Annotated in this window: 13 protein-coding genes; 7 read left to right on the top strand and 6 right to left on the bottom strand. The window is 70.0% G+C overall.

The annotated features are described in order from the left end of the window. The first annotated feature begins 25 nt into the window (after positions 1–25). A complete protein-coding gene (locus QRN26_RS16625; protein WP_285037605.1) occupies positions 26–934 on the top strand; it encodes an SMP-30/gluconolactonase/LRE family protein in 909 nt (302 codons plus the stop codon). A 10-nt stretch (positions 935–944) separates the two neighbouring features. On the opposite strand, the gene QRN26_RS16620 is transcribed toward QRN26_RS16625, so the two are convergent. The 3 genes from QRN26_RS16620 to QRN26_RS16610 form a co-directional block, all read right to left on the bottom strand. Further along, positions 945–1,967, bottom strand: a complete 1,023-nt coding sequence (locus QRN26_RS16620) for a LacI family DNA-binding transcriptional regulator (RefSeq protein WP_056010838.1) — start codon at positions 1,965–1,967, stop codon at positions 945–947. A gap of 77 nt (positions 1,968–2,044) precedes the next feature. Further along, a complete protein-coding gene (locus QRN26_RS16615) occupies positions 2,045–2,482 on the bottom strand; it encodes a carboxymuconolactone decarboxylase family protein (RefSeq protein WP_200921159.1) in 438 nt (145 codons plus the stop codon). A gap of 17 nt (positions 2,483–2,499) precedes the next feature. Beyond that, a complete protein-coding gene (locus tag QRN26_RS16610) occupies positions 2,500–3,249 on the bottom strand; it encodes an SDR family oxidoreductase (protein WP_285037604.1) in 750 nt (249 codons plus the stop codon). 301 nt (positions 3,250–3,550) lie between these two features. Here QRN26_RS16610 and QRN26_RS16605 point away from each other — a divergent pair, with 301 nt between their 5' ends. The 5 genes from QRN26_RS16605 to QRN26_RS16585 all read left to right on the top strand — a co-directional run bounded on the left by QRN26_RS16605 (position 3,551) and on the right by QRN26_RS16585 (position 11,094). Next, positions 3,551–4,867, top strand: a complete 1,317-nt coding sequence (locus QRN26_RS16605) for an ABC transporter substrate-binding protein (RefSeq protein WP_056010832.1) — start codon at positions 3,551–3,553, stop codon at positions 4,865–4,867. Positions 4,868–4,994: 127 nt separating this feature from the next. Further along, positions 4,995–5,876 carry a carbohydrate ABC transporter permease gene (locus tag QRN26_RS16600; RefSeq protein ID WP_056010829.1) on the top strand — a complete coding sequence of 294 codons (882 nt, stop codon included), beginning with the start codon at positions 4,995–4,997 and terminating at the stop codon, positions 5,874–5,876. A 4-nt stretch (positions 5,877–5,880) separates the two neighbouring features. Beyond that, the gene (locus QRN26_RS16595) at positions 5,881–6,825 is read left to right on the top strand and encodes a carbohydrate ABC transporter permease (protein WP_228507330.1); all 945 of its coding nucleotides are present in this window, start codon (positions 5,881–5,883) and stop codon (positions 6,823–6,825) included. 34 nt (positions 6,826–6,859) lie between these two features. Then, the gene (locus tag QRN26_RS16590; protein ID WP_285037603.1) at positions 6,860–7,864 is read left to right on the top strand and encodes an aldo/keto reductase; all 1,005 of its coding nucleotides are present in this window, start codon (positions 6,860–6,862) and stop codon (positions 7,862–7,864) included. A 170-nt stretch (positions 7,865–8,034) separates the two neighbouring features. Beyond that, positions 8,035–11,094 carry a glycoside hydrolase family 2 TIM barrel-domain containing protein gene (locus tag QRN26_RS16585; protein ID WP_285037602.1) on the top strand — a complete coding sequence of 1,020 codons (3,060 nt, stop codon included), beginning with the start codon at positions 8,035–8,037 and terminating at the stop codon, positions 11,092–11,094. Here the strand turns inward: QRN26_RS16585 and QRN26_RS16580 are convergent. Together QRN26_RS16580 and QRN26_RS16575 are read right to left on the bottom strand one after the other, a co-directional pair. Then, the gene (locus tag QRN26_RS16580) at positions 11,072–12,328 is read right to left on the bottom strand and encodes an NAD(P)/FAD-dependent oxidoreductase (protein WP_285037601.1); all 1,257 of its coding nucleotides are present in this window, start codon (positions 12,326–12,328) and stop codon (positions 11,072–11,074) included. The genes QRN26_RS16585 and QRN26_RS16580 overlap by 23 nt on opposite strands. 14 nt (positions 12,329–12,342) lie before the next feature. Then, a complete protein-coding gene (locus QRN26_RS16575; protein ID WP_285037600.1) occupies positions 12,343–12,648 on the bottom strand; it encodes a DUF3072 domain-containing protein in 306 nt (101 codons plus the stop codon). 136 nt (positions 12,649–12,784) lie between these two features. Between QRN26_RS16575 and QRN26_RS16570 the strand changes: the two genes are divergently transcribed. Beyond that, on the top strand, positions 12,785–13,501 hold the full coding sequence (locus QRN26_RS16570; protein WP_285037599.1) for an NADPH-dependent F420 reductase: 717 nt from the start codon (positions 12,785–12,787) through the stop codon (positions 13,499–13,501). Here the strand turns inward: QRN26_RS16570 and QRN26_RS16565 are convergent. Continuing rightward, on the bottom strand, positions 13,498–14,283 hold the full coding sequence (locus QRN26_RS16565) for an alpha/beta fold hydrolase (RefSeq protein WP_285037598.1): 786 nt from the start codon (positions 14,281–14,283) through the stop codon (positions 13,498–13,500). The genes QRN26_RS16570 and QRN26_RS16565 overlap by 4 nt on opposite strands. Between the last annotated feature and the right edge of the window lie 65 nt (positions 14,284–14,348).

Genomic DNA, 14,348 nt, shown 5'->3' with positions numbered 1-14,348 from the left:
GCACCTGCCGAATAGGCTGGATGTCATGACCGACGACGATGTCACGATGACCGATCCTTCGCCGCTGCTCGCGGAGGGCGCCGAGCTCGAACACCTCTACACGGGCGCGATCTGGAGCGAGGGACCGGCGTGGATCGCCGAAACCGGCCGCCTGCGCTGGAGCGACATCCCGAACGACCGCATCCTCGAGTTCGACGCGACGAGCGGCGAGACGGCCGTGTTCCGCGACGCCGCCGAGTACACGAACGGACGCACGATCGACCGCGAGGGTCGGGTCGTGCAGTGCAGCCACGGGCGCCGCGCGGTCGAGATCGAGGGGCCGGACGGGCCGATCACCCTCGTCGCCCGGTGGGCGGGCGGACGGTTCAACTCCCCGAACGACGTCGTCGTGCACTCGGACGGTTCAATCTGGTTCACCGACCCGCCCTACGGGATCGATCCGAGCGGTCGGGAGGGTCACCCCGGCGAGCAGGAGTACGACGGTTGCTTCGTCTTCCGGTTCGAGCCGGACACCGGAGCGGTCGAGCCCGTCATCACGGCGATGGTGCACCCGAACGGGCTCGCGTTCTCCCCCGACGAGTCGATCCTCTACGTCTCCGACACCGGTGACGGAGCGCAGCGCATCGCCGCCTACGACGTCGCCGCCGACGGGGTCTCGGTGGAGCACGGCGACACCCCCGGCCGGACCTTCGCCGCGACCGCCGTCCCGGCCTCCGACGGCTTCCGCATCGACGTCGACGGCAACGTCTGGTCGTCGGCCGGCGACGGCGTCGAGGTCTTCGACCCCACCGGCGCGACCATCCTGCGCATCGCGGTCCCGGAGCGCACGGCCAACGTCTGCTTCGGCGGCGAGGACGGCTCGACGCTCTACATCACCGCGTCGAGCTCCCTGTACCGCATCCGCACCGGCACCCGGCAGGCGCCGCGGCCCTGACGCGCGCCGCTCAGACCGAGGATGCCCGGACGACGAGCTCGGGCTGGAAGACGAGGTGGCGAGAGGACGGCGGTGGGGTCGGCGCACCCTCCGCGACGGCGAACTCGCCGAGGAGCAACTCCACCGCGGCGACACCGAACCCCTCGTGCGGTGCGCGCACGGAGGTGAGCGGGATGATCGACGACTCGGCGAACTCGATGTCGTCGTAGCCGACGATCGCGAGGTCGTCCGGGACGCGGAGCCCGTGCTCGACGACGAGCGTCTGCATGATGCCGAGGGCGAGCAGGTCGTTCACCGCGAACACGGCGTCGGGTCGCGCTTCGGGCGGCCGGGCGGCGATGGCCCGGCCGAGCTCGCGGCCCTCGGCGATCGTCCGCTCGGTGCCCGCGATCACCTCGAGGGTCGCCCCGGGCACGGCGGCCACGGCGGCGCTCGCCCCCTCGAACCGGTCGGCGACCTGACGGATGCCGAGTGGACCACCGACGAAGGCGAGTCGCCGACGGCCGGTCGCCAGCAGGTGCTCGGCCGCGAGGAACCCACCGCGCACGTCGTCGACGGACACCGAGGGCTGATCGGGCGAGGAGGCCAACTGCCCGACGAGGACCGAGGGGATCCCCCGCTGCCGGATGCTCGTCAGCCGCTCCTCCACCGACTCGTGCGAGGCGACGAGCATGCCCTGCACCCGCTGCGCCTCGAACATGCCGAGGTAGGCGTCCTCGCGCTCACGACTGCGGTTGGAGTTGGCGATGAAGACGGAGAGACCGTCCTCGGCGGCGCGCTGTTCGACGCCCTCGGCTATCGTCGCGAAGAACGGGTTGCTGACGTCGGGCGCGATGTAGGCGATGGTGCCGCTGCGGCCGAGGCGCAGCTGCCAGGCGGCGTTGTTGCGGACGAACCCGAGCTGGTCGATGGCGCGCTGGATGCGCTCCTGCTTCTCGGGCGAGACGCGGTCGGGGTGGTTGATGTAGTGGGAGACCGTGCCCATGGAGACGTCGGCGAGCGTCGCGACCTCGCGGATGCCGACTCGTCCCATGCTTCACCCCTGCCCTCGTGTCACGTGCCCCGGGAGCGTTCCCGCGGCCCGGCTCAGTCTAGATCGCCCCGTCTCGGTCAGTCCTGATCGCGGTGCGGCTCCGGCCCGAGGGGTTCGGGGATCTCCACGCCGACCTCGATGAGGGCGTCGGTGACGACCCGGATGGCGTTGAGCGCGCGCGGGAACCCCGCGTACTGCACGGTGTGGATGACCGTCTCGAGGATCTCCGTGGCCGAGCACCCCACGTTGATCGCACCTCGCGTGTGCCCGCGGAGCTGCGGTTCCAGGCCGCCGAGGGCGACGAGTGCCGCCAGGGTGATGAGCTCCCGCTGCGCCAGCGTGAGGCCGGGGCGCGAGTAGATGTCCCCGAAGTTGAACTCGATCCCGAAGCGGGCGAGGTCCTGCGCGAGACCCGTCTGCATCGCGACGAGCCCCTCCGACTTCCCCTCGCCGTACACCTCGTCGAACTTGGCCTTGCCGCGCTCGAGCCGCGTCATGTCGTCTCCCGTCGTCATCGTCGTCGCCCCGTCGCCTAGATCGAGTGTCCGCCGTCGAGCGGCAGGATGAGGCCGGTGATGTTCACGGCGGCGGGTGAGGCGAGGAAGACGACGGTCTCCGCGAGGTGCTCCGGCTCGCCGAGCAACCGCGTCGGGATCTGGGCGAGCAGGGCCTCGCGGCGTTCCGGGGTGTCGTTGTCGCGGCCTGGAGTGGCCTGCGCGCCGGGCGCGAGGGCGTTCACGGTGACGCCCTGCTCGGCGACCTCGATCGCGAGGGCCTTCGTGAGCCCGACGACACCGGCCTTGGCCGCGGCGTAGGCGGTCGCTCCTCGCACGAGGCGGCCACCGCTGACGGCGGCGATCGACGCGATGCTGATGATGCGACCGGAGCGCTGCTCGAGCATGGAGGGGAGGACGGCACGCGTCACGTTGAAGACCGAGTTGAGGTTGCGGTCGATCTGCGTCGTCCAGGTCTCGGAGGTCATCTCGTGGAAGAAGCTGACGGCACCGCCGCCGGCACCGTTCAGGAGGATGTCGACGCCTCCCCATTCGGCGACGATGCCCCCGACGGCGGCCTGTACGGCGTCGAAGTCGGTCAGGTCGGCGGTCGCCGAGGCGGCGCGCACCCCGTGCGCCCGGACGAGTTCCGCGGTCTCCTCGAGGCCGGCGGCGTTGAGGTCGAGGCCGGCGACGTCGGCGCCCTCGGCGGCGAGCTTCTGGGCGATCACCCGGCCGAGCGCTCCTGCTGCTCCGGTGATGATCGCTCGCTTGCCCTGCAACCTCATGTGCGGTTCCGTTCCGTTCGTCCGGCGCGTTCAGACGCCGTGCATCGTCGTTGACTGGACCGTCCGCGCGGCATCGAGACCACGAGGCGACCGCCCCCATTGTCGCCCCAGACTTGAAACGTGTCAATGTGCATTCCCACGCCGACTCGCCGACCCGGAACCGCCGCCGTGATTGGGACCGATCCGATGCTTGACATGCGAGCCGAGCGCGGTTAGCCTCGGCCATTGAAACGCTTCAACTTTGCTCGCGACGGTCACCGCTCGCGTCTCACCATCACTGCCACATCTTCAAGGAGGAAATGTGTCCACAGCGCACCGGGCCCCGAAACGTCGGTCGGCCACCGCCATCGCCGCTCTCGGCGTCACCGCTCTCGCCCTGACCGCCTGCGCAGGGAACGGAGGCGCGACGAGCGCCACCTCGTTCGACTACCTCGCGGCCGTCGAGAACTCGATCGTCCGCGACGAACTCACCGCCCTCGGCGAGGGCGCCTGCTCCGCGAACGAGAAAGCACTCCCGCTCAAGGTCGAGACCCTGCCCCAGGCCGACGTGCTCCAGCGCGTCACCCTGCTGGCCAGCCAGAACGCCCTGCCCACCACCTTCACCGCCCCCACCGCACCGCTGCGGCCAGGCGGCACCCTCGGCGACGACGACACCGTCCTCGACCTCGAGGACACCCTCACCGAGCTGGGCGTCATGGACGACATCCTCCCCTCGGCCGTCGCCACCGTGAAGAACATCTACGGCGACCGCTTCGTCTCGATGCCCTACCAGTACAACGTCGAGGGCTTCTTCTACAACAAGACGATGTTCACCGACCTCGGCATCGAGATCCCGCAGACCTGGGACGAGCTCCTCGACGCGGCGGACACCGTGCAGGCGTCCGGCAAGTCGGCCTTCACCGTCTCCGGCGCCCAGGGCTGGACGATCACGCGCTACATCAGCACCTACCTCTTCCGGTCGCTCGGCACCGAGGCGATGAACGACATCGCCTCCGGAGACGCCAAGCTCACCGACCCCGAGTACGTCGAGGCGATCACCGCCGTCGCGAACCTCGGCAAGTACTTCGGCGCAGGCATCACGACGATGGACATGCAGACCGCCACGAGCGAGTTCTTCACCGGCAACGCGGCCATGATGTACAACGGCACCTGGATGCTCGCCGACGTCTACAACACCGAGCTCAACCAGATCGGCGAGGACGCCGTCGGCTTCATGCCGTTCCCGACCGTCGAGGGCGGCAAGGGCTCGATCGACCAGTACCCGGCCAACACCGGTGCCGCGACCTCCTTCTCCACCAAGGGGTACGACGAGGAGAAGGTCGGCGGCTGGCTCAGCTGCATCGCCGAGAACTACGGCTCCAGCGTGCTGAAGAACCAGGGCGTCATCTCCGGCTTCAAGCTCAACGAAGAGGTCACGGACGTCCCGGCGCTCACCGCCGAGGTGCAGGGCATCATGGCCGACACCGACGAGACGGTCACCTGGTTCGAGACCTTCCTCCCCGAGAAGGCCGGCGTCGACGCGCAGACGAACGCCGCCCCGCTGCTCACCGGCGGCATCTCCCCCGAGGACTTCGCGGCGCTCGTCCAGGCCGGCGTGGACGCGGGCCTCAAGAAGTAACCGGCGATCCGGTCGCCCGGCACCCGCCAGGCGACCGGATCCGTCCGTCCGTGGACACCCAGCCTGCAGCGGGTCACGCGCCCCGCCGCCCAGCCTCACGGTCCCCCGACCGACTCAGGAGCACAGCATGAAAGACGTCCTCGGTGACAGGAAGGCCATCGCCATCCTGCTGGGCCCGGCCCTGCTCATCTTCACCCTGGTGAAGCTCGTCCCGGTGATGTGGTCGTTCGGCCTCACCTTCTTCCAGGGCGACCTACGCGGCTTCGAGTTCGTCGGCCTCGACAACTTCGCCCAGCTGTTCGCCGACCCGACCGCCCCCGAGGCGATCTTCTTCAGCATCAAGTACTCGCTCATCGCGACGGTCGCGCAGATCGCCCTCGGCTACGGGCTCTCCCTCTTCTACGTCTTCGTCCTCAAGAAGGCGTCGACGCTCGTCCGCACGCTCGTGTTCTTCCCCGTCGTGCTGCCGACCGTCGCCGTCGGGCTGCTGTTCAAGCGGCTGTTCGAGGTGGCCCCGCAGACCGGGCCCGTGAACGCGATCCTGAACGGATTCGGCATCGACTCGGTCGACTGGTTCAGCTCGCCGGACAGCGCCTTCGTCGTGATCATCATCATGGACCTCTGGCGGTCCATGGGCTTCTACGCCGTCCTGCTCTACGCCGGGCTCCTCGACATCCCCGAGGAGGTGATCGAGTCGGCCCGCATCGACGGCGCCCGCGGCCTGAAGCTCGTCCGCTACATCATCGTGCCGCTGTCGCTCCCCGTCCTGCTGTCGGCGGTGATCTTCAGCTTCAACGCGACACTCAAGGTGTTCGACTCGGTGCTCGCCTTGACGGGCGGCGGGCCGGGGACGGCCACGACCCCGCTGACGCTGTACATGTACAACACGACGTTCACGTACCAGAACTACGGCTACGGCTCGACACTCGCGTTCGTGCTCACGATCATGTGCTTCCTCGTGACGCTCCTGATCTTCAAGACCTCCCGCAGAGACCTGACGAAGGACTGACGCCATGACGACCGCCATCACCCCGGCGCCCGGCGCCACCACCCCGGCCTCGAGCGGCAGCGGCGACGGATCCGGCACCGCCGTCCGCCGGCCGAAGATGCGTCGCGCTCCACGCTCGCGCGCCTACTACCTGCGCAAGCTGCCCTCGGTCATCCTCATCGGGCTCCTGCTCGTCATCGAGATCTACCCGATCGTGTGGCTGTTCCTCTCCTCGTTCAAGAACCAGCGCGAGTTCCTGCAGGAGTCCACGTTCTCCCTCCCGGAGTCGTGGAGCTTCGACAACTACGTCACCGCCTGGACGACCGGCAACATCTCGCAGAACCTGCTCAACAGCGTCATCGTGACCCTGCCGTCGCTCGTCTTCATCCTCATCTTCGGCGTCGCCGCGGCGTTCGCCCTCGAGGTGATGGTGTGGAAGCGCCGGAACCTGACCCTGCTGCTCTTCATCTCGGGCATCATGATCCCCGGCCAGATGATCCTCGTGCCGCTCTTCGTCGCCTACTTCAACCTCGGCCTGACGAACACCTACTGGCCGATGATCATCACGTACACGGCGCTCGGCATGCCGCTGACGGTGTTCATGATGACCGCCTACTTCCGTGCCGTGCCGCGTGAGGTGTTCGAGGCGTCGACGATCGACGGTGCCGGCATCATCCGGTCGTTCTGGTCGATCGGGTTGCCGATGGTGCGGAACGCGCTCTTCACGATCGGCCTCGTGCAGTTCCTGTCGATCTGGAACGACCTGCTCATCTCCCTGACCTTCACGACGAACGCAGACCTCCGCACCATCCAGGCGGGCCTGTTGAACTTCAGCGGCGAGTTCGGCCAGGTGGACTACGGGCCGCTCTTCGCGGGCATCTGCATCAACGTGTTCTCGCTGCTCGTGGTGTTCGTCTTCCTCAACCAACGGATCATGAAGGGGCTGGCGTCCGGTGCACTCAAGGGGTGACGCCGGACGACACGGCGGGCGCAGGATGGACGACATGATCAACGACGACATGACCCACTCGGACCACACCGACACCACGACCTCCGGCGCTCCGGCACCGGCCGACCTCCGCCCCCTCGGCGCGACCGGCCTGCTCGCGAGCCCGGTCACGGTCGGCACCTCGGGGCTCGGCACCCCGGCGAGCGCCGACGGATCGCCCGGGCCCGGGTCGACGGCGTTCGCCACCGCGGCGCTCCGCGGACCGAACCTGCTGGTCGACACCTCGAACAACTACTCGGACGGACGCAGCGAGACCGCCCTGGGCGACGCCATCCGTGCAAGCGGCCTCCCTGCGGGGCGCGGCGTCGTGACGAAGGTGGATCAGGATCCGTCGACGGCGGTGTTCGACCGCGACCGGGTGCTCCGTTCCTTCGAGGAGAGCCTCGAGCGTCTCGGGGTGGACCGCATCCCGATCCTCCACCTGCACGACCCGTACTCGGTGTCATTCGCGGAGGCGTCTGCTCCCGGCGGGGCGATCGAGGGCATGCTGGCGCTCAAGGAGCAGGGTGTGGTCGACGCGATCGGCATCGCGGCCGGTCCGCTGAGCGTCATGCTGCCGTATGTGCTGAGCGGCGCGTTCGACGTGGTGCTGACGCACAACCGCTTCACCCTCGTCGATCGTTCGGCGACGGCGTTGCTGGAAGAGGCGCGGTCCCGCGGGATGGGCGTCTTCAACGCGGCTCCCTTCGGCGGCGGGCTGCTCGCCGGGCGCCGCGGTACGGACGGCAAGCCGTCGACGTACGCGTACCAGGCGGGGTCGCCGGAGCTGCTGGCCTGGGTGGCGCGCGCGGACGAGGTGGCCGCACGGCACGGGATCCCGCTCGCCGCGGCGGCGCTCGCGTTCTCGACGCGTTCGGAGCTCGTCGACTCGACCGTCGTCGGGATGAACCGGCTCGAGCGCCTCGAGCAGGTCGAGGCCCTGCGGACGACGACCATCCCCGACGACTTCTGGTCGGACCTCGACGCCCTCGGCACCCCGCCGAGCACCCTCACCGACTGAGGTCACCCTCTTCCACTCCACCCGTCCCACTCCACCCATCCCCCTCTCCTCCTTCCCTTGCTCAGGAGTCCCTCGGCGTGGCGGCCTCTGGCCGGGCCGGCGCGCCGAGTACCTCCTGAGACAGGGACAACAGGCGATGAAGGTTGCACGACGATGAAGGTTGCATGACGATGAACGACTCAGCACGACTCGCGGCGTCGTGGGTCGAGGATCCGATGCCCGGCACCGGTCGGCGACGCCCCAGAGCCGACGAACGGAGCGACGCGCGCCGACTGTCGCTCAACGGCGAGTGGGCGTTCACGCTCGCACCGACGGCGGACGGCACGGGCGACACGTTCGGCGATCCACACCTCGACGACTCCGGGTGGGACCGGATCCGCGTCCCGGCCCACTGGGTCCTCGAGGGCCACGGGCAGCCGCTGTACACGAACACGGCGTTCCCGATCCCGATCGATCCGCCCCGGGTCCCGGAGGAGAACCCGACGGGCGACTACCGGCGCCACTTCACCCTGCCGGAGGGTTGGCGTCACGCCGACACGGTCCTCCGCTTCCAGGGCGTCGACTCCTGCGGCACGGTCTGGCTGAACGGCGTGCTCCTCGGGCACAGCAAGGGCAGTCGGCTCCCCGTCGAGTACGAGGTCGGCGAGCACCTCGTGGCCGGCGACAACGTCCTCGCCGTCCGGGTGCACCGGTGGTCGAGCGGCACCTACCTCGAAGACCAGGACATGTGGTGGCTGCCCGGGATCTTCCGTGACGTCGACCTCCTCGAACGCCCGCCGGGGTCGATCGACGACGTCAAGGTCACAGCGCGATACGACCACCGGGACGGCGTCGGCGTGCTCCGCGTCGACACCGACGTCCCCGGCCTCGTCGACGTCCCCGAGTTGGGCATCCGCGACCTCTCGACCGGCACGGCGACCGCCCTGCCTGTCGAACCGTGGAGCGCCGAGGAACCGCGCCTCTACACGGCCCTCCTCCGACCGCGGCCGACCGACGCCGCGCCCGAGGTCCCCGAGACCATCGAGCTGCGGATCGGCTTCCGTACGGTCGCCATCGAGGACGGCCGGCTGCTCGTGAACGGCGTGCCGATCCTGTTCCGCGGGGTGAACCGCCACGAGCACGACCAGGACCGCGGTCGCTCGCTCGACACGGAGACGATGCGGCAGGACATCCTCCTCATGAAGCAGCACAACCTCAACGCCGTGCGCACCAGCCACTACCCGCCGCACCCCGACTTCCTGCGTCTCTGCGACGAGTTGGGGCTGTGGGTGGTCGAGGAGTGCGACCTCGAGACCCACGGCTTCATCTACACCGATTGGGCAGGCAACCCGCCGACCGAGCCGGTCTGGCGCGACGCGATGCTCGACCGCGTCCAGCGGATGGTCGAGCGCGACAAGAACCACCCGTCGATCGTCGTGTGGTCGATGGCGAACGAGAGCTGGGTCGGCGAGAACTTCGACGTCCTGGAGCAGTGGATCCGCGAGCGCGACCCGTCCCGCCCCATCATGTACGAGCGCGACCCGTCGTACCGGAACTCCGATTTCTCCAGCCTCATGTACCCGGACCAGGAGCTGCTGGAGGCCATCGGTCGGCGCGAGGAGCCGACCCCCGCCGGCGTCGTCCCCGGGTCACCGGACGACGTGCGCCGACGCCGCCTCCCGTTCCTCCTCTGCGAGTACGCCCACGCGATGGGCAACGGACCCGGGTCGCTCGTCGACTACCAGCGCATCCTCGAGTCGTCCGACCGGTTCTGCGGCGGCTTCGTGTGGGAGTGGATGGACCACGGTTTCCGCAGCACCGACGCCGCCGGCCGCGAGTTCGTGATGCACGGCGGCGACGTGGCGTTCCGTCCGAACGGCGGGCGCTACTGCCTCGACGGGCTCGTGTTCGCCGACCGCACCCCGTCGCCCGGACTCGCCGAGCTCCACGCCGCGATCAGCCCGGTCGAGCTGCTCCCGGACGCGGCCGCTGGGACAGTCCGGGTACGGAACAAGCACGACATGCGTTCGCTCGACCACCTGGCCCTGCGCTGGCTCGTGGAGGACGACGGTGTCGCGGTCGCGTCAGGCGAACTCCCGACACCGGCCGTCGGTGCCCGGAGCGAGGCGACCGTCGCACTTCCGACGGACGCGCTCGTGCCCACCACAGGCATCGATCCGGTCTCCGGTGCGCCGGTCGAACGTTGGCTCACCGTGCGGGCGGTCCTCACCGCCGACGAGCCGTGGGCGGCCGCAGGGCACGAGGTCGCGTTCGGGCAGGTGCTGATCCCCGGCGACCCGGCACCAGAACCACAGCGGGGCGCGGTTCCGCCGACCGGCGTTCGCCGCGTGCTCGCATCCGTCGCCCGCTCCGCGGGCTCCCGCATCACCCTCGGGTCGGCGTCCTTCGATGCGCGCACGGGTCGGCTGCGCTCCCTGGGCGCGCTCGACCTCGACGGGCCGGTCCTCGACATCATGCGGGCGCCCACCGAGAACGACCGCGGTCAGGGAACACGGAACACGGCGGCGGCGAGCTGGAAGCTCACGGGACTCGACCGCTTCCTGCACCGGACCGACGCGGTCGAACGCGTCGAGGACGGGCTGGGCGGCATCGGACTCCGCGTGCGGGGCAGGAGCGCCCCCGCCGCGCACGGCCTCGGCCTGCGCTGGATCTTCGACTGGACCACGCTCGGCGACGCCCTGGAGCTGTCGGTCACCGTCGTGCCGGAGGGCGTCTGGGAGCACACGCCGATCGGCGACCACCTGCTGACCCTCCCGCGGCTGGGCCTCCGACTCGGCCTCCCGTCCGCCTACCGCCGAGCGACGTGGTTCGGCCGTGGGCCGGGCGAGTCGTACGTCGACAGTCTCGCCGCGGTGCGCATCGGCCGGTTCTCCAGCACGATCGACGCGCTGCAGACCGACTACCCGGTGCCCGAGGAGAACGGCAACCATGTCGGTACGAGCTGGCTGGAGCTGGCAGGCGACGAGCTGCCGACCCTGCGCGCCGAGCGCCTGCAGGACGCCGGCTTCGACTTCACCGCGCGACGCTGGACGAGCGAAGCGCTCGAGGAGGCCCGCCACCCGCAGGACCTCCGCGACTCCGGCCGCGTCTGGCTCAACCTCGACTACGCGCAGCAGGGGCTCGGCAGCTCCTCCTGCGGTCCGGCCCTCCCCGAGCGCTATCGCGTCCCGGTCACCGAGACGACGTTCGGCGTGCGCCTGCGGACCGTCATGCCCGACCCTGCAGGATGAGGTTCCAGTACACCCACGGCAGCAGGTAGCGGTCGGCGAGGAACGTGAAGCGTCGTTCCTTCGCGAGCCCCTTCCAGAACGGGATGGTCGGCATCGGCCGGTAGCGGTCGTCGAACTCGGCGAACACGACCGTCCCGCGAGACACCGTGAACGGACACACCGAGTACCCGTTGTAGACGTGGCTCGGCGCCTTCCCCGCACGGACGGCGGTCAGGTTCTTCACCAGGGTGAACGCCTGTTGACGGAGCGCACCGCCGGACTTGGAGCTCATGACCGCGGCGGCGTCGCCGAGGGTCCAGACGTCGGGGAACCGAGGGTGCCGCAGGGTGAGGGAGTCGACCTCGACGAACCCGCCCGGGTTGCCGGGGTCGGCGAGCGCCGTGGCGGCCAACCAGTCGGGTGCGGACTGCGGCGGCACGGCGTGGAGGACGTCGTACGCGATCTCCTCGTGCCGTCCACCCGTCGAACCGTCCTGACCGCGGGCGGGGCCGTCCTGCGGGGCGGTCTCCGCGATGGTCACGACACGTCGCTCCGGGTCCACGGCGACGAGCTCGCGCGAGAACCGCACTTCGATGCCGTACTCGGCGACCTTGCGGTCGAGTTCGGCGTCGATCATCGGCATCCCGAACATGGTGGGCGTGGGGACGACGAGGATCACCCGGATGTCGTCGAGGACGCCCGTCTGGCGCCAGTAGTCGCACGCCAGGTACATCGGCTTCTGGGCAGCACCGGAGCACGTCGCCGGGCCGGACGGTTGCGTGAAGACGACGGTGCCGGAGCGGACCTCGCGGAGCACACGCGAGGCCTTCTGCGCGTACTCGAACTCGTAGTTGGAGATCCCCACGGGCGACGCCATCGCCTCGCTGAGGCCGGGCACGGCGCCCCAGTCCTTCTGGATGCCGGGGGCGACGACGAGCTGGTCGTACTCGACCCGGGTGCCGGATTCGAGCAGGACCGTCTTCGCGACGGGGTCGATCGACTGCACCCGGTCCTGGATCCAGGTCACGCCCTTGGGCGTGACGGACCGCTGCGGGCGCGTGGCGACCGATGCGGCCGCCGTCCCGCCCGCGACGTGCGAGAACATCGGCTGGTACAGGTGGTGCTCGCGCGGTTCGATGACCGCGACGTCGTCCACGCCGTAGCGGCGGAGCCTGCCCGCGACGGAGAGACCGGCGTTGCCGCCGCCGATGACGACCACCTCATGATGGAGCGGTGCCCTGCTGTGGTCGGTCATGGCGGCGGCGGCGCTCAGGATGCGGACTGGCCGCGGCCGGTCGCGTTCTGGAGCCGGTCGATGTGCTCGGAGGCCTGCGCCTTCGTGAGGTCGGCGGGGAGCTCCTCGCCGGCCTCGCGGGCGAGCGTGTCGAGGTAGCTGCGCTGCGGTCCGGTCATCGGCTCGTCGCCGGTGACCCAGTCCTCGGGGTCCTTGCTCGCGCTGGTGGAGCTGTCGTCGCCGCGGGCTCCGAGGGTGTCCTCGGTCGCGCCGATCGTCTCGGGGGCGCCGGTGCCCGTGGTGTCGGGGGGCGCCTGGTCGGTGGATTCTGCGTCAGTCATGCGGCAACGGTACGTCGCCGGACGGCTCAGGCAGGAGGGGTTGCGCGTCCCGCCCGAGCGGTGTCGGAATAGCGACGGACGACCCCCGGTTGACCCAGGCGACCGCGTGCAGTCGCACCGTTCATGAAGGAGCCTCATGTCCGACACCACTTCCGGGCCCGACCGGACCACCGACGAGCGGACCTCGCCCGAGGCGCCGACCATCGGCATCCTCGGCGCCGGCAAGGTCGGCACGGTCCTGGCACGCCTCGCGGTCGCCGCCGGATACCGCGTGCTCATCAGTGGATCGCGCGAGGCGGCCCGGATCGCCCTCACGATCGACGTGCTCGCTCCCGGTGCCGTCGCCACGACCTCGGCGGACGCCGCTGCACGGGCCGACCTCGTGATCCTCGCCCTCCCGCTCGGCAAGTACCGGACGCTGCCGGTCGAGGAGCTGCGCGGCAAGCTCGTGCTCGACGCCATGAACTACTGGTGGGAGGTCGACGGGCACCGGACCGACCTGAGTGCACCGGCGACCTCCACGAGCGAACTGATCGCCGAGTTCCTACCGGAGTCACGCGTCGTGAAGGCGTTCAACCACATGGGCTACCACGACCTCGACGGCGAGCCCCGCCCGGCCGGCACGCCGGGACGCAAGGGCATCGCGATCGCCGGCGACGCACAGGAGGACCGGGTGGCCGTCGCCGCGGTCGTGGACGCACTCGGCTTCGACCCGGTCGAGATCGGGCCGCTCCACGCGGGCGTCGTCCTCGAGCCCGGACACGAACTCTTCGGCGCGAACATCGGTGCCGACGAGATCCGCGAGGTCGCCGAGGTGCGGGCGCTCGCGACCGCCGGCCAGGGCGTCGGCTAGGCGGTCCCGTCCGACGCGGTCGCCGACGACCCAGGACGAGCCGGACGCGGGCTGAGCACTGCCGACCGGATCACCTCCGCGAGCTCGCCGGCACGGCTCCACATCGGCCAGTGCCCCGTGGGGAGGTCGACGACGTCCACGGACTCGAGCTCGGCCACCGCTGCGAACATCGGGTGCCCGCCTCTGGCCATGTCCAGCACCTGCGCGCTGGAGATCGAACAGCACACCAGGGTGGTCGGTACGGCGTTCCGGGCTGGGTTCGTCAGTTCGATGCGCTGACGCAGGACGGGCCCAGGCTCAGGGACCGCCCTGGCCCGGAACCGGTCGAGGACCTCGGTGCTCAAGCCGTCGAGGCTCGCCTGCTGCGAGAGGACGTCGAAGGCGGGCAGCGGGAGCTCCGTCACCTCCGGCGGAAGGTCCGGGGCGAAGGCCGTTCCGGAGGCCATCGGCCCGGAGTCGACCCACACCACCCGCGCGACGAGATCGGGGCGCCGGTCGAGCACGAGGCTGACGGGTCCGTTCGCCCCGCTGTGCGCGACGATGACCGCCGGATGCTCCGCGGACACGTCGGGCCGATCGAGGGCGTCCAGGATTGCGGTGGCCTGGTCGTCGAGGGTCCTCGTCGCGCGGTCGGGATCGGCGTCGTCGAGGCCGGGCAGGGTGATCGCGAAGACGCGCGAGTGGTCGAGGTCGAGCTGCTCGACGACCTCGTCCCAGGCCCAGGCGCCCAGCCAGTGGCCGGCGATGAGGATGATGGCGGGGGTGGTATTCGGTGTGGTCATGCTTCCACTCTCGATCCCGACCTGCGCAGCAGTGTGTCACGATTTCTGACATGAATACGAATCTC

The organism is Plantibacter sp. ME-Dv--P-095 (assembly GCF_030209365.1).
Taxonomy (GTDB): Bacteria; Actinomycetota; Actinomycetes; order Actinomycetales; family Microbacteriaceae; genus Plantibacter.
Note: the sequence above shows the minus strand (reverse complement) of the source record. Positions and strands in the feature narration are given on the sequence as shown.